The organism is Paenibacillus sp. lzh-N1 (assembly GCF_002872435.1).
GTDB classification, from domain to species: domain Bacteria; phylum Bacillota; class Bacilli; order Paenibacillales; family Paenibacillaceae; genus Paenibacillus; species Paenibacillus polymyxa_C.
The window spans coordinates 865,089-887,646 of record NZ_CP025696.1; the positions used below are offsets into that span (position 1 = coordinate 865,089).

Annotated in this window: 20 protein-coding genes and 1 riboswitch; of the genes, 4 read left to right on the forward strand and 16 right to left on the reverse strand. The window is 48.3% G+C overall.

Translation table 11 applies throughout. The features are described from left to right. Positions 1-69: 69 nt before the first annotated feature. The 8 genes from C0638_RS03895 to C0638_RS03930 form a co-directional block, all read right to left on the reverse strand. Positions 70-1,629 (reverse strand): response regulator transcription factor, encoded by a 1,560-nt coding sequence (locus tag C0638_RS03895; RefSeq protein ID WP_013369432.1) that lies wholly within the window; start codon positions 1,627-1,629, stop codon positions 70-72. Beyond that, positions 1,607-3,337 carry a sensor histidine kinase gene (locus C0638_RS03900; protein ID WP_233902318.1) on the reverse strand — a complete coding sequence of 577 codons (1,731 nt, stop codon included), beginning with the start codon at positions 3,335-3,337 and terminating at the stop codon, positions 1,607-1,609. Before C0638_RS03900 ends, C0638_RS03895 begins: the two co-directional genes overlap by 23 nt. Before the next feature lie 166 nt (positions 3,338-3,503). Further along, entirely contained in the window at positions 3,504-3,746 is a 243-nt protein-coding gene (locus tag C0638_RS03905; RefSeq protein WP_013369430.1) for a hypothetical protein, read from the reverse strand. Between the two features lie 36 nt (positions 3,747-3,782). Beyond that, positions 3,783-4,649 (reverse strand): inositol monophosphatase family protein, encoded by an 867-nt coding sequence (locus C0638_RS03910; protein WP_058710704.1) that lies wholly within the window; start codon positions 4,647-4,649, stop codon positions 3,783-3,785. A gap of 173 nt (positions 4,650-4,822) precedes the next feature. After that, on the reverse strand, positions 4,823-5,824 hold the full coding sequence (gene uvsE / locus C0638_RS03915) for a UV DNA damage repair endonuclease UvsE (protein ID WP_058710703.1): 1,002 nt from the start codon (positions 5,822-5,824) through the stop codon (positions 4,823-4,825). Positions 5,825-5,963: 139 nt separating this feature from the next. Then, positions 5,964-6,287, reverse strand: a complete 324-nt coding sequence (locus tag C0638_RS03920) for a hypothetical protein (RefSeq protein ID WP_016819326.1) — start codon at positions 6,285-6,287, stop codon at positions 5,964-5,966. Positions 6,288-6,391: 104 nt separating this feature from the next. Further along, positions 6,392-7,480, reverse strand: coding sequence for a D-alanine--D-alanine ligase (locus C0638_RS03925; protein WP_058710702.1), 1,089 nt, complete (start codon positions 7,478-7,480; stop codon positions 6,392-6,394). A gap of 73 nt (positions 7,481-7,553) precedes the next feature. Further along, a complete protein-coding gene (locus C0638_RS03930; protein WP_013369425.1) occupies positions 7,554-8,549 on the reverse strand; it encodes an amidase domain-containing protein in 996 nt (331 codons plus the stop codon). 423 nt (positions 8,550-8,972) lie between these two features. Here C0638_RS03930 and acnA point away from each other — a divergent pair, with 423 nt between their 5' ends. Next, complete coding sequence (gene acnA / locus C0638_RS03935; RefSeq protein ID WP_058710701.1) at positions 8,973-11,684, forward strand: aconitate hydratase AcnA; 2,712 nt, start codon at positions 8,973-8,975, stop codon at positions 11,682-11,684. Positions 11,685-11,758: 74 nt separating this feature from the next. Here the strand turns inward: acnA and C0638_RS03940 are convergent, their stop codons facing one another. The 3 genes from C0638_RS03940 to C0638_RS03950 form a co-directional block, all read right to left on the reverse strand. Then, positions 11,759-12,106: a DUF1648 domain-containing protein gene (locus tag C0638_RS03940; protein WP_058710700.1), complete on the reverse strand. Its 348-nt coding sequence runs from the start codon at positions 12,104-12,106 to the stop codon at positions 11,759-11,761. Positions 12,107-12,151: 45 nt separating this feature from the next. Continuing rightward, the gene (locus C0638_RS03945) at positions 12,152-12,799 is read right to left on the reverse strand and encodes an SdpI family protein (RefSeq protein WP_058710699.1); all 648 of its coding nucleotides are present in this window, start codon (positions 12,797-12,799) and stop codon (positions 12,152-12,154) included. 154 nt (positions 12,800-12,953) lie between these two features. Continuing rightward, the gene (locus tag C0638_RS03950; protein ID WP_013369422.1) at positions 12,954-13,790 is read right to left on the reverse strand and encodes a YitT family protein; all 837 of its coding nucleotides are present in this window, start codon (positions 13,788-13,790) and stop codon (positions 12,954-12,956) included. 507 nt (positions 13,791-14,297) lie between these two features. Here C0638_RS03950 and C0638_RS25285 point away from each other — a divergent pair. Then, entirely contained in the window at positions 14,298-14,450 is a 153-nt protein-coding gene (locus C0638_RS25285; protein ID WP_010348453.1) for a hypothetical protein, read from the forward strand. Positions 14,451-14,655: 205 nt separating this feature from the next. On the opposite strand, the gene thiC is transcribed toward C0638_RS25285, so the two are convergent. Both thiC and C0638_RS03960 read right to left on the reverse strand, forming a co-directional pair. Then, positions 14,656-16,470, reverse strand: a complete 1,815-nt coding sequence (thiC, locus tag C0638_RS03955) for a phosphomethylpyrimidine synthase ThiC (RefSeq protein ID WP_058710698.1) — start codon at positions 16,468-16,470, stop codon at positions 14,656-14,658. Between the two features lie 183 nt (positions 16,471-16,653). Continuing rightward, a riboswitch (TPP riboswitch) is annotated at positions 16,654-16,765 on the reverse strand. A gap of 117 nt (positions 16,766-16,882) precedes the next feature. Further along, complete coding sequence (locus C0638_RS03960) at positions 16,883-17,626, reverse strand: IclR family transcriptional regulator (protein WP_025677464.1); 744 nt, start codon at positions 17,624-17,626, stop codon at positions 16,883-16,885. Positions 17,627-17,924: 298 nt separating this feature from the next. On the opposite strand from C0638_RS03960, the gene C0638_RS03965 reads away from it, so the two are divergent. Beyond that, positions 17,925-18,962 carry an alpha/beta hydrolase gene (locus C0638_RS03965; protein WP_025677462.1) on the forward strand — a complete coding sequence of 346 codons (1,038 nt, stop codon included), beginning with the start codon at positions 17,925-17,927 and terminating at the stop codon, positions 18,960-18,962. Between the two features lie 250 nt (positions 18,963-19,212). Continuing rightward, positions 19,213-20,592, forward strand: coding sequence for a Fe-Mn family superoxide dismutase (locus C0638_RS03970; RefSeq protein ID WP_025677460.1), 1,380 nt, complete (start codon positions 19,213-19,215; stop codon positions 20,590-20,592). Positions 20,593-20,603: 11 nt separating this feature from the next. Here the strand turns inward: C0638_RS03970 and C0638_RS03975 are convergent, their stop codons facing one another. From C0638_RS03975 to C0638_RS03985, 3 genes are all read right to left on the reverse strand, one after another. Continuing rightward, a complete protein-coding gene (locus C0638_RS03975; protein ID WP_058710697.1) occupies positions 20,604-21,449 on the reverse strand; it encodes a lipoate--protein ligase family protein in 846 nt (281 codons plus the stop codon). 192 nt (positions 21,450-21,641) lie between these two features. Continuing rightward, positions 21,642-22,235 (reverse strand): GTP cyclohydrolase I FolE, encoded by a 594-nt coding sequence (gene folE, locus C0638_RS03980; RefSeq protein WP_013369415.1) that lies wholly within the window; start codon positions 22,233-22,235, stop codon positions 21,642-21,644. Positions 22,236-22,289: 54 nt separating this feature from the next. Further along, positions 22,290-22,544: a YneF family protein gene (locus tag C0638_RS03985; RefSeq protein ID WP_013369414.1), complete on the reverse strand. Its 255-nt coding sequence runs from the start codon at positions 22,542-22,544 to the stop codon at positions 22,290-22,292. Positions 22,545-22,558: the final 14 nt, after the last annotated feature.

The following is a 22,558-nucleotide window of genomic DNA, read 5'->3' on the forward strand; positions in this document are numbered from 1 at the left end:
AAATGCAGAGAAACATTGGAATACACAAATCCGATTTCAAAGGTTCAAAAAACAGAGGGACTCAGCAGCTCATCCCCGTTCGTATGATTTAATGTACTCGGACGGTGTCATACCTGCCCATTTTTTGAACACCTGGCTAAAATATTGCGCATTCCCGCCGAAGCCGAACCATTCTGCCAGCTCAAACACCTTTACGTCTCCCGTCTCCCGAATATGCTCAGCCGCACGTTCGATCCGGTAACGATTGACGTAGTGCGAAAAGTTTTCACCCGTCACTTTTTTGAAAATTTTCCCTAAGTAGTCGGAATTCATATAGAGCATTTGCCCCGCCACTCCGTTCAGTGAAAGATCGGATTTTCTATAGTTTTGCTCAATAATTGTGATCATTTTATCCACCGTGGAAGATTGGCGGTATACATTGCTTTTATAATAAATTGCGGTCATTCGTTCGGCAGCTTCCTGTACAAAAGATTTGAGACATGCCAGTGTTTTTTGCTCTGCCAGCACGACCATTCGGCTCGTGAACGCCGCACGCTCTTCTTCAGGACATATACGGATCATGGCAGCATAGAGCTGTAGCACATAGGAACGGGTTACGGAGATTTCCAGCTTCATACGGGACAAGATTCCGAACAGCCGATCCACTTCCTGCGCAACCTCCTCCCTATTTCCAGCCTTGATCAGCAGACCGAACTTCTCCTCGTCCAGCTCCAAATCTGCCATCTCCCGGGTGTCCTCAGCCGCCAAATCCTCCTTCGTAATGAGACTCCCCTCTCCGGTGTAAAAGCGGTGATTCATACAATGCAAAGTCTCCCGGTACATCCCCCGCGAATGCTGCATGCTATCCGACTCGCTAACTGCGACGGTCACCTCCAGCTTATAAAAGCGGTGAAATGTCGTACGTACCGCTTCAATCTGTTTCATAAATCGAGATGTGTCATCCTCACTCTCCAGCACAATTAGCAGCTGCCCTTGCATAGTCGTACTGAGCAAGACATGATCCATTAAATCCCCTGCTATATTTTGCAAAGCAAACAAATGCTCCGGCTCGTGGGACTCCTCCACCCGCAGCAGCAGCATTCGAACCTGCTTATCTTGCAACTCCAGACCGAACAAACGCTCATAAAAAGCGATATCACGGCTGCCGTAAGTTTTATAGGAAATAAACTCCTTCAAAAAATGCTCCTTAACATGCGGCAGCATACGCTGAAAATCAAGCTTCATCCGGTTCACAAACTGCTTGCGTTCTTCCTGTTCCTCTCGCTCCTGTCCCAACTCTGTCAGAGCGTCATGAATTTGCCGCTCGTTGCAGGGCTTCAACAAGTAGTGCTTCACCCCGTATTGCATAGCCCGACAGGCATAGTCAAAATCTTTGTAACCTGACAACAGAATAAACCGAACGTCTGGAAAATGCTCCGTCGTTTTGGCAACGAGTCCGATACCGTCCAGTCCTGGCATAGAAATATCGCTGATCACAAAATCAGGCGGACTCGCCTGGATCTGATCGTATGCCTCAATCCCATTACGCGCCGTACCTACCAGCCTTGTTCCTGCCTTGCCCCAATCGACCACCTGTGATATGCCTTCCAAAATCATACGCTCATCATCAACCAATAGCACCTTGTACACGACCCTGATCCCCTTTCACATATGGAATACAGACATGAATTGACGTTCCTGCTCCTGACTCGCTATGCAGCTCTATCCCCCAAGGTGTACCAAATGTCAGGCTAATCCGTTCTTGAATATTCGCAAGTCCAATCCCCCGCCCACGGGTGGTGATCTGTCCGCTCCGCAGCTTTTCCAAGAAATCCGGGGTCATTCCAGGTCCGTCATCTTCAACCCGCAGGAACAGCGCCCCTTCGCTTTCTCTGACCACAATCGTGATCCGACACGGTTCAATACGCGGCTCCAGCGCATAATGGATTGCATTCTCCACCAAGGGCTGAAGTGTTAGCTTCGGAATTTGCGCGTCCATCAATTCTTCCGGGACATCGAGATGGAAAACGAGACGTTCATCAAAACGTGTTTTTTGGATCGTTACGTAGCTTCTCACGATATCCAGCTCTTTTTGAAGCGGAATCAGCTGTTCTTCAAAACTGACCGCGCTGCGTAATAAAAAAGCAAGGGCTTCCACCATTTCTGAAATCCGATCCTGTTTATTGGCCTTGGCGAGCCAGTTCACAGACTCTAATGTATTGTATAAAAAATGTGGATTTATCTGTGCCTGAAGCGCCTTTAGCTCTGTTTCCCGCAGCAGTAGCTGCTTGGCAACATTCTCATTAATAAGCTCACGGATACGGCGGATCATCTTCTTATACGTCCGATGTAGTAAGCCTACCTCATCCTGTGTGGAAAGGGGGACCGCTCCAAGCGCTTCCTCTTCCAGACGGTCGAGATCCCCTTTTTCTATTTTACGCATATTCTGGATCAACTGAACGATCGGTTGGGTAATGCTGCCCGACAGCCTGGCTCCTAGCGCCAATGCAATAAGCAGCATAATGACAAAAATAGCGCTTACAATTTCTTTTATTATCGTAATACTGCGAAACATATCATCAAAGGGAGTCATATGTAAATACGTCCAGCCCGTATAAGAGGATTTGATTTGAGCAGCAAAAAAGGTCCCGCCTGTATAGGTCGCGATCCCGTAAGGCTGCTTCCGCCCAAGCTCTGCCTGAATATCGCTCTCACTCAAAAGCGGTGTTTCGGGATAAATCATCCGTCTTCCGTCTGTAATCATCAACTGTCCGTCACGGCCGGAGGTCTGCACACGATCCGCTACAATCCGGTCAATTCGCACACGAATCGCAAGCGTTCCAAGCCCGTTCAGCGTAAAATTGGAATCGGTAAAAGATTTGAATTGCCGTGCTGCCAGCAAGGAGGAATGGCCTGCCGCATACCATGCATGGGAGCCGTCATATTCGTCTGCCAACTCCGACAGGGTGGATCGAAGCTCTTGGGGGATACCTTCGCGGTTGCCCGCACTCATCACCTGTCCCTCTTTGTCGATTACCATCATAGAATAGACATAGGTTTCAGAGCCGGCAAAGGCAATAAGCCTATTCGTTATTTTTTTGCGCAGTACCATTTTGACATAAGGTGACGTTTCCTTTTCCAACTGGAGCAAATAACGCTGAAGCTGCTCATCCGTTATTACCTTAAAAGTAACCTTTTCAACATCCTTCAGTTCATTTTCAATGCCAATTGAAGAAATATTGAGTACCTCGGATGTCTTTTTGTACATTTGATTATCATAAATATGAAATACGTATTTAAGTATGACTGCAACAACCGCAAAATTAACCAGCATGAGCACCGTAATCAGCAGTACCATCTTATGATGGATTCCAGCATTTTTGTAAGCGCTCTTAAAATAGGTAATCAGTACATGTCGCCTCCTTCGCTCATCCTGCACGGTCCAGCTCAAAATGGAGAAAACTCTATATATTATACAAAATACCCCATGCCTTGGTCATTCGGCAAGAGGTATTTGGGTTTGCTTAGCGTTGATCGTTTGCTTTCGATTTGTCCGCCTTGCTCATATATTCGTCATATCGGTCATCAAGTTCACGTGCCATACTCCGGTATTTTCGCGTCTCTTCGACAATAGGGTCCATTTGAGTCTGAACCCGCACCTCATATTTGGGGCTGAGTCGTTCCCGTTTTTTGGCCTCATTCTCACGAATTTCGCCTTCCGTCAGCAGTTCACTGAGCTGGCGTTCCAATTCTTCGGATTGGCTCATCGCGATTTCCTCCTTCAGGATGATGGTTACGTAGTATTATAACCCGGTTGCGTCCGCTTCTTTCAGCACTTGAATAAGTTGAGAATGAATAGCTGTATTCGTAGCTACAACATGCCGTACACTCAGGTCATAAGGTTGGCCTAATGTGTTCGTAATGGTGCCTCCTGATTCCTGTACCAACAAAGCACCCGCGGCCACATCCCAGGCATTCAAACCGATTTCGCAATAAGCGGACAAACGTCCCGACGCCACATAAGCCAAATGCAAGGCTGCCGAGCCGAGCGCCCGAATGCCCCGTACTTGAGGTGTAAGAACCTGCGTAATTTTCATATTCAACGGTTGTGCATACGTACGATCCGGCGGGAAGCCGATGCACACCAGACTATCTCCCAGCGTTTCTTCTTTCGATGCTCGCATACGATTTCCGTGGACGTATGCGCCTTTTCCCTTTTCCGCTACAAACATTTCATCGCGGGACGGATCATAAATTACACCGACAATTACCTCTCCACGATGAGCCAAGGCAATAGACACACTGTAGTACGGCAGACTGTGCACGAAATTGGTAGTGCCGTCTACCGGATCAATGATCCATAAATATTCCTCTTCACGGGCAGCCTCTAATGCTCGGGCTGAAGCTTCAGCTCCCGGCTCTACCCCTTCTTCACCCAAAATGGCATGATCGGGAAAATGGGTGAGGATGAGTCTGCGAATCATCTGTTCTGCACCTTTATCTACCTCGGTTACTAGATCGGTCGAAGATTGCTTGGTATTCAATTGTTCAACAGTGCCCAGTCTGCTCTTAATCCATTCCCCGGCTTTGGATGCCGCATTAATAGCCACGGCCGTATAGCTTTTTCCTGATACGATATAGGGAACCTTTTCGTTTTCATGTTCGTTCAACGTGTTCACTCTACTTTCTATATCATTGTTACGTGGTTTACGAATCTGCCCTGCAGACAGTCTCTTAACCATCTCTGTTTCAGTACAAGTTTGCTAGTTTACACATTCTAGTATACACAATAAGCTTCATAAAGTTTCTCCATATGGAAGCTTTATCCGCAAAATACTACTTTTTAAGGCGTAATTTCTATGGAAGCCCCATCCAACACTTTGACCCCGTTATCTTCCTGAAGACGCAGTTCATTCATTAATCCGAACAATGCTTCATCCTTAAGTTTGGCTTCAAGCATGACATCAATCCGATCCGTATATCCAGCAATATTACGCAGAAAGGTCAGCAACGGCTCCACCAGAACACCGTCTGCATGACCACGAGGGTCTTTTTCACTTTTAGGACTGGAGGCATGAATTTTGGGCGGCAATGGATGATCAGTAGAAGATCCGGCTTGAGCCAATTCCCCTTTCCAGGTCTCCAATATTTCCGGCCATAGCTCCCACGGCTTTTCCCCCTCGTTATTGACCCATTGATGATGAATATCGAGAACCATCGGCAAGCCCGTTATTTTGCAAGCTTCCAGTGTTTCCACCGCATTGAACGTTTTATCATCATTTTCCAATGTTAACCGTTGTCTTAATGAAAGATCCAGGGCATTCACTTGCTCTACAAAACGCTGACCTGAGGTCACCTTATCTCCGTAGGCACCACCAATATGAATGTTGTTCTTGGCTTCAGCACCAAGTCCCATGGCCTCCAGCATCGCCACGTGGTACTTCAGATCATTAATGGAGCTCTGTAACACTTCAGGACGGGGAGTGCTGAGCACTGTAAAATGATCGGGGTGAAACGATACTCTCATCTTATTCGCCTTGACATAGTCCCCCACCTCTGCAAAATCAGCGGCAAGCGCCTCAAACGGGTCCCAGTCCCGCAGATCCTGATGGGTCGCAAGCGGAATCAGCTTGGATGAGAAACGATAGACCTGAATATCACTCGCACGATTATGACGCAGCAGCCTCAATGTATTATGGAGATTTTCGGCTGCAATCCGTTCTAGCTTGCGGATCGCCGCTTCTCGGTCTCCGATCTTGTTAAAGCTGGCCATGGTCATAGTTTTAGAAGGGGATGCATTTTGCACGGTGACTGACATGGCAACATATCCGAACCTTACGATCATAGATGTCCTTCCTTTCAGCAGTTCGCAGTAGATGGCAAGGCCGCTTTCATTCTGTGACCTAAACCCCTTTTCTACTGATCATACCCGGAAAAGCACCTGCTGATTCGGTGTATTGCACAAAACTGTAAGAAACAAACAGCTAGGATTGCTGCTGTGCTCCAAAAAACATTTCATCCGCCAATGCGGTCTGAATTCTTGATTCCTCTTCATTCAGCTTACGAATGAGAGTCATTTCTACCTCGGTCACTTCGTCACCTTGGAAATTGATTTCGGCGATACAGCCCACAATCTGAACGATGGCTACTGCCACGTTGTCCACGCTATATGCGATGACCTTCTGTCCTGTCGGAAAAACGCGCAGTCCGGATTTAACCATTTTGCCACGTCCATATTCCAGCAGTTCATAAAGTTCTTGTTCGCTCTTGAATTTGCACACCGAGTTAAATTCAGTTTGAAAGCCCATGTCTAGCCGCCACCTTTCATAATTAAGGGTTTGGTAAAATGCTCAAGTACATCAATATATATGAACAAAAAGGAGAGTGATCAGCTCCCCTTCATTTTTTTCGTTTATGAGTTCTCATAGTGCAGTGCCGACCGGCGCTCATAACGCTCCAGTGCAAGAGCAATCATGCGATCCAGTAGACTTACATAGGATACGCCGGTTTCTCTCCACAACAATGGATACATGCTGAACGGTGTAAAGCCAGGCATCGTATTCACTTCATTAATAAGGATATGTCCATCTGAGCGTCTGACGAAGAAATCTGCACGGGAAATCCCGCAACCTTCCAGAGCGCGGAAAGCTTGCAATGCGGATTCACGGATACGATCTGCCACTTCCTCGTCCAGTGGTGCCGGAATGAGCATTTCCGATTGGCCATCGGTATATTTGGCAGCATAGTCGTAGTAATCACTCGACGACACAATTTCACCCGGTACCGAGGCAATCGGCTCATCATTACCAAGTACGCTGACCTCAATCTCACGGGCATCGACGTACTCTTCCACGATCACCTTCAGATCAAATTGCAAAGCCAGATCTACAGCCTTTTCCAGTTCTTCTCGGTTACTCGCTTTGGAAATACCGACACTTGATCCCAGATTGGCTGGTTTGACAAAGCAAGGATAACCTAGCTCAGTTTCAATGTTACGCACCAAGTCATGACCGGTTTGTACCCACTGTGTACTATTAAAATAGCAGTATTTCACTTGCGGCAATCCTGCATGCTCAAACAGCTTCTTCATGACGCCTTTATCCATACCTGCTGCCGAAGCCAGCACTCCTGCCCCGACATAGGGCATATCCGCCATTTCGAACAGACCCTGAATCGTTCCGTCCTCGCCAAAGGTGCCGTGCAGCAGCGGAAACAGTACATCCAGTGTCTGCTCTCCATACAGCTTGCCGAACAACGTATCTAATGCCGCCTTGGTGCCGCCTTCAGCATGCTCCAGCTTCAATTGCTCTACAGTAGTCAGAGGCGCATTTAACAGCGTCCCTCTACGCCAATCGCCAGCCTTCGTAATATAAAAAGGAATAATCTCGTATTTCTCATAGTTAAAAGCGTTCATTACCGCATACGCCGTTTGCAGCGATACCTCATGTTCGCCCGATTTACCACCGTACACCAGCCCTACGGTCAATTTTTGATTTGCCATGCCTATCCTCCGCTTTCTTGCTTTCGTCATTGTGCCTGATTTGCTTCACTGTACCTGTTATCCATCATCTCATTTAAAAATAGTCGGCGATGTGATAAAAGCGATATACCGTATTGTCCGTCCACGCATACGAATTTTTATAGTCCCAATAACGATGTCTGGAGCTTACCGTATGTGCATTGACTAGCGGCATGCCGCCAGCATCAAAGGCCGTTACCACCGTGCTGTGCTGGAAAGTTCCGTCACCATCCCAATCATAAAAAATGACGTCCCCCAGCATGAGCTGCTCCGGTCGACTCACCTGCTCTGCGGTCAAACCCCAGGAACTGGAACCCAAATACCGTTCCAGACTGTTGGAAACCGCCCAGCTATAGCTCCACAGCTCACGTCCGGCGACCCGTCCTTTATACCACCAGCCCGATTCTCTTTTACCAGTATAGTGGATCGGTGCACCACCTGCAAAGAGGCACTGCGAGATATAATTGGTGCAATCCACATCAAAAGCCTCAAACTCCGGGTTAAAACTATCCCACCATTGATCTGCATAGGCCGCTGCTTCTTCACGGCGATATCGGCTGGGGCGTGCTGATGAACCGAAGCCCAGCACACCACGATTTAGCAGCGGCAGACTTCCTCCCTGATTAAACGACGCTTGTTCGAAAGGAACCTCTCCTCCCGCTGGCTTTCTTTCTGCCGGATCACGCTCAATCCTCGTCACCTGCCAGGCTTCACCCTCGCGTGTAAACGTCAGGCGCTCCCGTTCAATCCGATCCTCCCGGTGAGTCATTCCGCCCTTCTCATAAAAGAGCCGCACATGCAGTTGTACATCGACCACTGCCTCATCCGGAGTATCCTGCACTATTCGTATCGGCTTGGCTCGTGTCTCGCTGCGTAGGGGTACAGCGTCCCGTTCGCTGTACCACTGCTCCAACCTGGCCGCACGTGCTGCCCGCTCCATTCGCTGGCCCACCTCCAGGTACTCATCCGGCTGTGGTACACCATTTACCTCACTGCGATTGTACTGATTCACGTAAGCAAAAAGGGCCTGTTTCCATTCCCGCTCCCCCATCCCTATCCCTCCATTTTTCGTCTCGCTATCCTTATTCGGGGATAACCACGCCGATATATAACTTCCTTTCTTTCCTCTCTGGTCTGATATGCTCTCTATCTATAAGTATGAATCTCTAAAGCTTGGTATGAACATCGAAAAACGCGGGGGAACGGAACGTTTTATTTTCCAGTCTGACACGCATAATTTAGGTCAAAAAAACTTTACGGAACCGTCTGAAAACGGTATACTTAATCCAAAAGCAATCATTTTGAAATCATGTTTCATCTAATGAAACGAATTACATTCATCTCAACCTCTTAACTTACGATGAACCACTGAAGATGAAATTGAGAACGCAACCAATTAAAACCAAATGTGCAAGACGTCGAAAAAAGACATCCCTATTTTCCCGCAAGCATCCACTTCAAGGAGGTAATACTTATGTCAGGAAAAGATCAATTCTCCATTACCCGTAGCTTGGAAGTTAACGGGAAGCCTTATCGCTACTACAGTCTTAAGGCACTGGAGGAACAAGGAAAAAGCGGTGTTGCCAAGCTGCCTTTCTCCATTAAAGTGTTGCTGGAAGCTGCGGTTCGCCAGTTTGACGGACGCGCCATTACTGAGGAACATGTGCAGCAACTGACAGGCTGGGCTGAGGATCGTGACACCAACAAGGAAATCCCGTTCATTCCTGCACGTATCGTGCTTCAGGATTTTACAGGCGTCCCGGTGGTTGTCGATTTGGCGGCCATGCGTGATACGGTGAAAAAAGCGGGCGGCGATCCGAAACAAATCAACCCGCTCGTTCCCGTCGATCTCGTAATCGACCACTCGGTTATGGTTGATGCATTCGGTACCAGTGACGCGCTGGACTACAATATTAATGTAGAGTTTGAACGCAACGAAGAACGGTATCGTTTTCTGCGCTGGGCGCAAACGGCATTCAATAACTTCCGTGCGGTGCCGCCGTCCACTGGTATCGTTCATCAGGTTAATCTAGAGTATCTCGCCTCCGTAGCCGCGACCAAAACCATCGACGACGAAACCGTGGTCTTCCCAGATTCCCTCGTGGGAACGGACTCCCATACGACGATGATTAACGGGCTGGGTGTTGTGGGCTGGGGTGTCGGCGGGATTGAGGCAGAGGCCGGTATGCTGGGGCAGCCGTTGTATTTTGTCACTCCCGATGTGATCGGCTTCAAACTGACAGGCAGTCTGTCAGAAGGTGCTACCGCTACGGACCTGGCGCTAACAGTTACGCAAATGCTGCGTAAAAAAGGCGTGGTCGGGAAATTCGTAGAATTTTACGGCCCAGGTCTGGCCAACATCAGCTTGGCTGACCGTGCGACTGTGGCCAACATGGCACCGGAATACGGCGCAACGATCGGCTTTTTCCCGGTTGATGCCGAAACGCTGGCTTACCTGCGCAGCACCGGACGTACCGATGAGCAAGTCAGCCTCGTAGAGGAATATTACAAAGCTCAAGGCATGTTCCGCACAGCCGATACCCCAGACCCTGTGTTCAGCGATACGATTGAGCTGGATCTGGCTTCGGTTGTACCGAGTCTCGCCGGACCCAAACGTCCGCAGGACCGTGTTGAGCTCAGCCGCATGAAAGAAACCTTCGAAGGCATTATCCGTACCCCGGTAGACAAAGGCGGCTATGGACTGAGCGATGAAAAGATTGCACAGAAGGTTCCACTGACCCATCCGGACGGCTCCACCAGTGAACTGGGTACTGGCTCAGTCGTGATTGCAGCGATTACAAGCTGCACGAACACCTCCAACCCAAGCGTTATGCTAGGCGCGGGCTTGCTCGCCAAAAAGGCAGTACAACGCGGGCTCAAAAAGCCAGGCTATGTTAAAACAAGCTTGACACCAGGTTCCCTTGTTGTAACGGAATACCTGCAAAAAGCCGGGCTGATCGAACCACTCGAAGCCCTCGGCTTCCATGTGGCAGGCTACGGCTGCGCGACCTGTATCGGTAACTCCGGTCCACTTCCTGACGAAGTGAGCCAGGCCATTACAGACCATGATCTGACCGTCGGCGCAGTCATTTCCGGTAACCGGAACTTTGAAGGACGTGTGCATGCGCAGGTCAAAGCCAACTATCTTGGTTCGCCGCCACTGGTTGTCGCTTACGCGCTGGCAGGTACGGTGAACATTGATTTGACGAATGACCCGCTTGGTTATGATCAGGACAATCAGCCTGTCTACCTGAAAGATATCTGGCCTTCTTCCGAAGAAATCAAAGAAGCGATCAGCCTGTCTCTCAGCCCGGATATGTTCCGCCGCAAATACGAAAATGTATTTACAGCCAACGAGAAATGGAATTCCATTCCGGTTCCTGAAGGCGAATTGTATGAATGGGATGAAAACTCAACTTATATTCAAAATCCGCCGTTCTTTGAAGGACTTCAAGATGGTGTGCAGGATATCAAGGAAATCCGTAATGCCCGTGTACTTGCCCTGCTGAATGATTCGGTCACGACTGACCACATCTCGCCAGCAGGAAACATCGCCCCTTCCAGCCCGGCAGGACTGTACTTGAAGGAGCATGGTGTAGAGCGTAAGGACTTCAACTCCTACGGCTCCCGTCGCGGTAACCATGAAGTCATGATGCGCGGTACATTTGCCAACATCCGTATCCGCAATAATGTAGCTCCAGGCACCGAGGGCGGTGTAACCAAGTACTTGCCAACAGATGAGGAAATGTCCATCTATGATGCGTCCATGAAATATCAGGCAGCCGATCAGAACCTGATCGTCATCGCTGGTAAGGAATACGGTACAGGTAGCTCCCGTGACTGGGCGGCCAAAGGTACGCTGTTGTTAGGTGTTAAAGCCGTCATTGCTGAAAGCTTCGAGCGGATTCACCGCAGCAACCTGGTCGGCATGGGTGTACTGCCGCTGCAATTCCAGGAAGGCTATGGCTGGTCCAGCTTGGGTCTCAATGGTCGCGAAACCTTCGATATTCTCGGCATTGACAATGACGTGAAACCAGGTCAAGAACTTACGGTTGTAGCCAAACGCGAGGATGGCACCAAGTTCGAATTCCCGGTCACTGCCCGTCTGGACAGCACCGTCGACATCGACTACTACCACAACGGTGGTATTTTGCAAACCGTATTGCGTCAAATGATTCAAGCGTAATAATCGAGTGAATCATGAAAATCCCCTCCCAAATGCGGTGTAAACTGCAATTGAGAGGGGATTTTTTACATTCTTCAAGCCTCTAAAAGAAAACGTATGCCAAGGATTGAGAACACAAGGGTTATAAGAAGCGTGAAGAGACCAGGCAGGCTTTCCATGATTGTAGAACTTTCTTCGCTCTTGAACTGACGTCTGAGAAAAGGCTGGAGAAAAAGCATAATCACAAAAGCTATGAAGCTAAGTGCACACAACAACCATACTTCAGGGGAAGATTTGTCAACAAAACGATCAGCCACATCATTGAAATTGTAGTGGATTGCTACATTTCTCGGCATTGTCGGATAGATAAACAAGTAGATACTGAAGGGCACAATAGAAAGAAGAATGGAAAATAAATTTAAAATATTTAATCTACTTCGCATGAAAATCCTCCTTATTAGAGCTAAACGATTTATATGATACACAGATCAGCAGTCTATATTTTTACTTCCCTGGCTTAGTAAGAGAGAAATAATAAAACTAATCATCATCGTGGGCAAAAAAGAGGCGAGTACCATATACACATTAACTCCTTGTCCTAATCCTATGGAAATCCCTATTAAGCCAAAGGCTATCCAAATATAAGCAGAGATGCGATGTGTCTTCTTCCATGCCTTTTCATCCGAAAGCAGCCAAGGAAACTTTAATCCGATTAGACGATTGGGTGTTATTGTAGCAAAAGATATTCCTATTGCTAAATGCAAAATAGCCGATAAAAATAAAGCTAATTTTAATGTGCTGAATAGAAATCCACCCGAATATTTGAACATGAGTGCAAGGAAAATCAAATCAAGTACAATAAACACACTTGCACAAATCTTACGATAAGAAGCGAGCATACGTTCAGAAAAGGTGTTTCTATGCTTTGAATACCTAGGATTCAGTACTACGATAGCCAGTGTTAAAACCATAGTAACTAATGGAAAATACAACAATGCTATACGATCCTTAGCGGAATGAAACAAGGAGGAAAACAAAGAAAAATTTATAACATGCAGCACAATAAAGAAAATAGACACATGCATCCACGGCTTCTTGAATTCTTCTTTTACATCATAGTTGCTTTTACTCTCCATCCCGCTTGCTCCCTCCATATAACAGAAATTGAGTGACTCCACTTTATTATGCATATTTTCCAATACTAAAAATGAAATAAACATCACAACAGCAAAAAAAGCCGACCCACTCAGGACCGGCTTCCAACCATGTTCTCTTACCTTCGCTTGCCAATTACTTCGAGATATCCAAGAAGCCCTCTCCGAATACGTCCCGTACGTCATGAATGGTAATAAACGCTGCTGTATCGATAGCTTTCACAATCTTTTTAAGCGCGGACACCTCTTGTTTACTAATGACGATATATAGGACTTCTTTTGGATTTTTGGTGTAATATCCGTGACCTGACAGGACGGTAACTCCACGGTCCATTTGCGTAATGACCATCTCGGCAATTTTATCTTGGTGCTCCGAAATGATCATGACCGCTTTTTTCGGGTTCAGTCCTTCAATCATGAAGTCCATCACCTTCGTACCAACGTACAAAATAACGATAGTCAGCATCAATTTTTCCGGACCAATAATAAAATAGGAAGAGAATGCAACAATCAGATCAAAAAACAACAAGGCATAGCTGATATTCCAATCCAGATATTTGTTAGCGATCCGGGCTAAAATGACGGTTCCTGCCGTTGTACCACCGACCCGTACAATTAAGCCAATTCCAACCCCTACCAAAACTCCGGCAAATACAGCATTAATCGTCGGCTCATGCGAATCAATCCGCCAGTTGACCGTTAAATGCAAAAACAATGAGTTAAATGCGACCGCAATTATAGTGTACAAGGTCGTTCTCTTGTCCAAAAATTTATATCCAACAATCAGCAGCAAGCCATTAATCACCAGATTGACGATCGAGGGAGACCACTGAAACAGGTAGTACAAGATGATCGTGACCCCTGTAACGCCCCCCTCGCCAAACTCATTCGGGATCACATACAGATTAACAGCCAGCGCGAAAAAAAACGCACCCAGAATAATAAATACGATATCTGCAATACTTTTTTTCATATATGCTCTAATCCTCTCTCTAACATTTCAACGGATGAATTGCCAGATGGATTGGCTGACTCTTCTTGCCAAAATACGCTGACAACCAGTTCATGGTATCCACTCCCCAACATAAAGTCAATACAACTTTGACACTTTAATTCGCCACCAGACTGCCTTAGTCCAACCTTAGAATTCCGCAAAATTCTGCTAATACAAGGTTATTCGACAAAAAAACACAATCCCGACTACTAAACTAAGAAAACGGGCCTCTAGCCCTTGTTTAGGCCCTAGGCACATTTTCCCCTAAAATGACCATCCTCCTAATACACATTTTGGACACATACGACCATCTTCCTGTTTTATGGCAAAAGCGTTTTACTTTGGATAAATGCGGGTATAATGATTGAAACCTTACCAAGCAACCTACACGGCATTACGACATCAAGTACATATAAATAGTCCTATACAGTTGTCCTAAGCAACTCAATCTGAATTTGACAATATGGAATTGGAGGAATGACCCACATGAATACAATGAACTTAACTGTCCACACCCTGATGCCCTTTCACCACCAATACCAACGTGCCAACGCGGTGAGTATGCAGAAGAAAGAAGATAGCTCGGAGAAGAAGCTCAGCTTTCAGGACATTTTGAATGAAAAAATGGGTAAAAAATAAAGCGCCGTTAAGCCGGTGCATATCTCGCTTTACATAAGCTGAAAAGCCGTAGTTTTCTACATCGACTGTAGAGAACCACGGCTTTTTGCTATGTCACGCGTTTCTAAACCTAAACTCATACGTTCATGGAAATAAACCTCTGACGAGCTTAACTGTACTATTTGTTGAGGCTTCCCAGTTGATTGACTTTCGTATCGCTTCCGATTTATCGCTCGCCATCCCGATACTGCTCTGCCTTCTCACGCATCCCGGCGACGACGGCTTCCTCGGTATTCAGTCCCTTATCTGCCGCATAGGCACGAATGTCCTGTGTGATACGCATACTGCAAAACTTAGGACCGCACATCGAGCAAAAGTGTGCTTCCTTGGCCCCCTCTGCCGGTAGTGTTTCATCATGGTAGGACAAGGCCCGCTCAGGGTCAAGCGAAAGATTGAACTGATCGCGCCAGCGGAATTCAAAACGTGCCTTGGACAAAGCATCGTCCCGCTGCTGCGCCCGTGGATGACCCTTCGCCAAATCAGCAGCATGTGCGGCAATTTTGTAGGTAATAACTCCCTCGCGGACATCATCCTTGTTCGGCAGGCCCAAGTGCTCCTTCGGCGTAACATAGCACAGCATGGACGTCCCGAACCAACCGATCATAGCCGCCCCGATAGCTGAGGTAATATGATCATATCCTGGTGCGATATCCGTCGTCAGCGGCCCTAAAGTATAAAAGGGAGCCTCCTTACAAATTTCCATTTGTAAATCCACATTCTCCTTGATTTTGTGCATAGGGACATGTCCCGGCCCTTCAATCATGACCTGGACATCATGCTTCCATGCGATTTGCGTTAGCTCGCCCAACGTCTTCAGCTCTGCAAATTGTGCTTCATCATTCGCATCATAGATACTACCCGGACGCAGACCATCCCCGAGAGAAAAGGCCACATCGTAGGTTTTCATAATTTCACAGATTTCTTCAAAATGCGTATACAAAAAGTTCTCCTGATGGTGCGCAAGGCACCAGGCTGCCATAATCGATCCGCCCCGGGATACAATTCCCGTCATTCTATTCGCTGTCATCGGTATATATCGTAGCAATACTCCCGCATGAATTGTAAAATAGTCCACTCCTTGCTCCGCCTGCTCAATCAGTGTGTCTCGATATAACTCCCACGTCAGCTTCTCTGCTTCGCCGTTCACCTTTTCCAGTGCCTGATATAGCGGCACCGTCCCAATCGGTACGGGTGAATTCCTAATAATCCATTCGCGTGTCGTATGGATATTACGACCTGTGGACAGGTCCATGACGGTGTCTGAGCCCCAGCGTACAGCCCAGGTCATCTTCTCCACTTCCTCCTCGATGGAGGACGTAACCGCGGAATTTCCAATGTTTGCATTGATCTTCACGTGAAAATGGCGCCCTATGACCATGGGCTCGCTTTCCGGGTGATTGATATTTGAAGGTAAAATGGCTCGTCCAGCCGCCAACTCCTGCCGCACAAACTCGGGCTCCACTCCTTCACGGATCGCCGCAAATTCCATTTCAGGCGTAATGATCCCTTGCCGCGCATAATGCATTTGCGTCACAGTGCGCCCTTGTGAAGCCCGAAGCGGACGGTTAGTCACGCCGGGAAATTCCACTGTTTCCCGTTTGGAGCCGGGTTTCAGTCCATTATCCTCCGGCTTGACGGCGCGGCCCGCGTAAGCCTCCACATCCCCCCGTTCCAGTGCCCAAGCTCGCCGTAATGGTGGCAAGCCCTGACGAATATCCACCTGATAGGCTTCATCTGTCATCGGACCGCTGGTATCGTACACACGCAGTGGCTCATGATACTCTATCCCCTGCGGCGTATGTGTGGGATGCAGCGCGATTTCACGCTCTGGCACGGCAATGTCCGGCCGAGAACCTTGAATATACACCTTGCGGCTCCCCGGGAAAGAATTAACCCTACTGGATTGCTCCGCACTTGCCTTCTCTACTGCTGTTGATTTCATTCCTGTTTCTTTTGTTCCTTCGGTTTCTGTCGGTTTCATGATCCATTCCTCCCGTATCGTTGAAATGACACACCGATCCGGAACCATTCCGAGGGTGGCGCTGATCTATGCAAAAAAGCCGGTTCCCTAGGGAACCGGCTAATCAAACGAGGCAGCTATCCAGATAGCACGCACATGGAATAAAACCCTATGCGTCACCGCAGACAGCAGCTGCGTATACATTTCAATGGCCGATTACTTCCCTACGCTGGTATGATCCAGATCAGGTGCAAAGGGTCCGGAATCTTGCCCGATTCCATCTCAGCCCGCATTACAGGCTCCCCCAGTAACTGTGATACTTTCTATTCACATGAATTGGCGGCTATAACAGACAACCCGCCATCTCTATCAGACTACTTTAAATCTATAGCTTTGGCAACCCTTGTATGATTTCCTTTTGTATTGATTACTGTTACGGGAGCATAAGCCCCATTTCCTTAGCTGCTTCGATCAAAACCGGAGCAAAATCATGCAGCGTCTCAGGCGCAAGTCGACTGACCGGGCCGGATACAGATAAAGCCGCCGCGACCTGTCCCTTTCGGTTCACAATAGGCGCGGCCACAGCCGCAGCTCCTGGCTCACGTTCTTCATAGCTAGTCGCATACCCCTTCTCACGAATGTCCTGCAGCTGGGCTTTATATACCTCAGTATCTACCGAGGGAGGCCATTCTTCACTGCTTAGCAGTACCTCCAGCTCCTGTGGCGGCATAAAGGCCGCCAGCACCTTGCTGGAGGCTCCCACAGCCAGCGGCATACGCGCTCCCACGGGAGCAACCCTGCGGATCGCCTGATTGCTCTGCACGGCTTGTATGCGAATACGCATGCTTCCATCTCGCAGGTACAAGCTGACCGTCTCCCCTAAGCGATCACGCAGTCCTTCCATTGCAGGCTGTAACAACACCGCCGGCTCATCGCTTTGGGACAGATGCGTCGACAGCTCCCATATGCGAAAACCAAGCCGATATTTTTCCGTTTCGGCATTCCGAACGACAAATCCCCGATCCTCTAGCGTAGTCAAAAGACGATGAACGGTGCTTTTATGTAGACCAATTTGGGAGGCAATCTCCGTTAGACCAAGATCAGATTCTGCGGTAAAACACAGCAGTATATCAAGTGCACGCTCTACAGCGCGGACGGTTAATTTACGGTCTTCCATCGTGAACCGCTCCTCTTGTATCCATATTCGTTTCACACTATGAAACATGGTTACATAAATTATATAGAATAGTCGCGGCTACTGTAAACCGATGTTTTTGTGACAACCATATTACAGAACAAGAACAAACATCGACAATTCTTTGCATCATTTTTACTTTTCCGGTTCAGACGTTGACTTTGGATAATACCCATCATACGATAATAGGTATCTATACGGACATACCCTACTATTTTCAAGTGGAATTATACCTAAATTTTATGATTCGAAGATCAATTCTATATAAGGAGGCTCTTACATGATTTCGACATCCCAGCGTAACGCTCAGCTACAGACCGCTGTTCAGGAGCCGTCCACCCCACTCTTTAATCCCCGTATGCTGCGGTTCAAGCACGTTGTGATTGCTCTGCTGCTGTCGGTCGTATTTTTTCTGTTGTTTTGTTTTATTGCCTTGCATGCTTACATCGCCTGGGTGCTTACGAATCCCACCGTCGCGCCATTATACTCTAATCCGATGCAAGCCAAAGGTATGCCTTATGAGGAAGTCAGCTTCCCAGCCAAGGATGGTAGCCGCATGGTACAAGGCTGGTATATCCCGGCAGATCAATCGCGGAAAACCATTATTTTCAGTCATGGCTATGGAGCCAACCGTGAAGAAAGCTGGATTCCCATGTATGATCTGGCGCATTATGCCCATAGCTTGAACTTTAATGTGGTCATGTTCGATTACGGATTTGCGTCACAAAACAGCAAGGCCGTCGCAACCGGAGGCAAGGCAGAATCCCAACAGCTTCTTGGGGCCATCCAGCTTGCAAAACAACGCGGCTCGTCGGAAATTATTGTATGGGGCTTCTCTATGGGAGCAGGAACCGCTCTTCAGGCGGGTTTGCAAACCAAAGATGTGGACGCGATGATTTTGGACAGCACCTTCCTACTGGAACCGGATACGCTGTACCATAACATTCACAATCAAATTAATTTGCCGAGACATCCATCTTTGGAAATACTGGAGTTGCTGTTTCCAGTCTTGAACGGCACCAGTTTGCATCAGATTCCATATCAGGAGGTAAAAAAGGAGGACTATCCGTTTCCAATCATGTTTGTACACGGTACACAGGATGAAAAGGCCCCTTACCCCATTGCGGAAAAGCTCGCTGCCAATCAGACCAACCCGCTTTCCAGTGTATGGATTGTCAAAAACGGGATACATGAGCTTATTTTCAGAGAGCATCCTCGTGAATATTTACGACGGGTATCGACATTTTTAAGCAGTGTACAGGAGCTGGAGGACAAGAAAACCACGGCTGCTGCCCATAAACAAACGACTACGCAGTAAAGAATTATTTTCGAATAAGCATTCATCGCCTTGAAGAAGCTTGCCTATGGACACTTAACCCGTGCCGTAGACAGGCTTCTTTTTTTATTTTCCACGATTAATTATTGTTCTGTGCAAAAGGTATAACCTGATGAAGGAAGTTCATAGACATATTCCCGATGGGACGGCGAATATACTGGGTACATATGCATCCAGGACAGATCTGCTAGATCTGCTGGATAGCCATAGTGGGATACGGGAGGTAAAAACGATGCTGAGTACTTATGGGTCTTTCCTGCCCTTACGTGTGCTGGAGGAAATCCGTCATTGGAAGCAGCAGGAAAGTTGGCATGTGGAAGTGATTAAATCCGCTACTGAAGGGCTAGAACCTGCTTATGTGCGGCTACTGGATGATTGGCGAACCGTATTTGAACAAACGGAACGGGCCGCCATAGAGCTACTTGAAGAGCAACGGAGCGCGCTTGACCCGGTAGAACAAGCATGGCAACATCAGGAGAAAAAAGCGTCGTCTGCTCCCCAAGCTCATACACACCAGCTGGATGAATCATCAGCCCATTCAAGGGGATCAGACGCATCAGCAACTGGAGAGAAACCGTTGTCCGAATCAGGCTTGAATTCACAGCCTGCCTCTCAAGAATTAAATCGTCGACTGGACGATTTGCTGCAAACTGCGAACCGTCAATCACAGGAATATGTACGGCAGCTAGGTTTGCTGACCGAGCACAGTCATGCATTGCGTCAACAGCCAAAATCCGCCGGAGTTGTAATACACGCAGCACATGAAAGTCAATATTTCCTGATTTCGACAACTCCCTTTCAAGAGCCCGGCTCCATCGCACGAGCCGCTGGGTTGTATCATGTAGCGGCAGAGGGTGAGGATTACCCGGAGCAAGCGTTTCGAGAGAGGCATGCCAGCATGAGAGGAGAAGGTTCTGGGGCTACTAAAGGCGTCCAGTCCGGTCAGACGCAACCTTCAGCAGCGGAAAAATCCTTAGTCGGTCGCCCGGTCCCTATTGGGGGACATCGGCTCCCTCCGCTTCCTTACCCTTATAATGCGCTTGAACCGTACATTGATGAAAAAACGATGCGTATTCACCATAACAAGCATCATTTGAGCTATGTGAATGATCTGAATAAAGCGGAAAAGAAACTGGAAGAAGCCCGAAAAACAGGTGATTTTGACCTCGTAAAGCATTGGGAACGTGAACTGGCATTTAACGGGGCAGGTCATTATCTGCATACTCTTTTTTGGACGATCATGAGCCCTCAAGGCGGTGGAAACCCAAGCGGACCGCTGGCTGAACAGATTAAAAAGGATTTTGGCAGCTACGATGCCTTCAAAAAGCAATTTAGTTCGGCAGCCGAAAAGGTCGAGGGCGGCGGCTGGGCTATCCTGGTATGGAGCCCGCGCGCCGGGCGGCTTGAAATTTTGCAGGCCGAAAAGCACCAGAACCTGACTCAATGGGAGTCTATTCCGCTGCTGGCGATCGATGTGTGGGAACACGCATATTACTTAAAGCATCAGGCCGAACGTAATAAATACATCGAAGATTGGTGGCATGTCGTCAACTGGCCTGAGGTGGAGGCGCGCTATGCTCAAGCCTCCAAGCTAAGATGGCAACCATTCTAAGCTAAAACAAACTACACCTGCAAATCGTACCGCTCTCTGAGCGCTGCCATCTGTTCTGCCAATCCTTCCGGTTGCACCAGCGAGCCATCGGCAGGCAAAATGGCAGCCCGGCTCTCAACTACACGGCGTAGCGATGCTGTATACGCCTCGACAGACGGCACACCAGCCAGCTCTGCCAGGCTGCCCATCGTTGCCGGATTCACTCGGGGATAATCCGGCTCCTGCACGCCTTCAGGCGTACCCCCGGCCGCCTCTCGATAAAACTGCTGCACCGCCTGTGCACGCTCTGCTCCGCGGCCCTCAATCATCACAAAGGCTGTGATGATATACGCCTTGGCTTGACGCCGCTGCGCAATGCCGCAAAACTTGCGTCCCCCAACGCTCACATCGTAGTCCCCGGGACAGAAGGACCCGATGATTTCTCCGGTCTGCGCCTCGACAGACCACGGGGCCAGCGCATCGGCAATCAGCCCTGCCATGAGCCGAAAATCCTCATGCAGGCTGATGGCCCGCTGCGGATTCGGCAGGATCAAGGACAGGTTCAGTACCCCCCTGTCCAGCATGACGGCTGCTCCGCCTGAAGGACGCACGCATACCGACGTTCCTGAGCTGCGCACCCGCTCCATCGCCTGTGGGGCGTTGGGAAGCCTGCGGTCCCGGTGACCAATCACAAGCGCCCCCGGATGCCGCCATAAATGCAAAATAGGCGCAGCTCCTTTCCCAACTTGCCGACAAGCTAGCTCCTCCCAAGCCAGCGGAAACAATACGTCTTCCTGCGTAGTCGTCAGTGGCGCTTCCAACCATTGCAACGCAGGCAATGCTGTTGTTATTTCTGTTGAGCTATGTATATGATCCATACGTTATCCCCTATCTTAAAAATAACTGTTATCCATAGGCTAATCGTAACTTTCAGGGCAGCTATGCTGCCATTGTTCCATTTCATTCTTCACAGCAGCGATCTATTTTCTCTATTTCTGATGTTAACAAAAAAAGGCGGCTACGCCTATGCGTAGACCACCCTTTTTTTCATCCTATCACGCCATGTTCAATCATTCCTTAATCAGGGACAAGAACTCTGCGCGTTGTGCTGCATTATCACGGAACGTGCCGCGCACTGCAGACGTTACCGTTTTGCTGCCAGGCTTTTTGACGCCTCTGGCACACATGCATAAGTGCTCGCCTTCCACGACCACCATAACTCCGTGAGCGGAGACCGCTTCATTTAGAATATCAGCGATCTGCGATGTAATACGCTCCTGTACTTGTAATCGGCGAGTCACCGCCTCCACCAAACGGGCAAGCTTGCTTAGTCCTACAATTTTACCGCTGGGTACATAGCCGATATGCACTTTTCCGAAGAAAGGAGCCATATGGTGTTCACACTGACTGTAATAGACAATATCCTTGACGATTACAAGCTCCTCGTGATTCTCGTCAAATGTCACACCCAGCGCATCCCGTGGATCAACCTCATAACCCGCAAATATTTCCTCATACATGCGCGCAACGCGTGCCGGTGTTTCCAACAAACCTTCACGCTTGGGGTCCTCACCGATCAGTTTTAAAATCTGCTCCACATGGTACTCGATTTTATCCCGGTTATCCGCAGCTTTGCGGTTAATATAATCTTTTACGCCAGCCACAGTAATCCTCCTCTATGCAGCAACCTCATGCGGCATCCGTGCTCACGTTGCTCATTATTTCCGACGGCCCTGATTTTTACGCGCACCAGGCTGATTTTTGGAGAACTGTTGGTTCTTCATCATCTGCTGGGCTTTTTGCATCTGTTTCCCATTCAGGTTGTAGCCCATCTGTTTGGCCATTTTTTGCAGCGTTTCAGGGTCGTTTTGCATCTTTTCAAGCTGTTTGCGAAGATAATAAGCACCGATGAAAAATCCCCCGACCAAGCCAACAATCAGGGTAATAATCGGAATGACAATATTCCACACCACGAAGTCGTCACCTC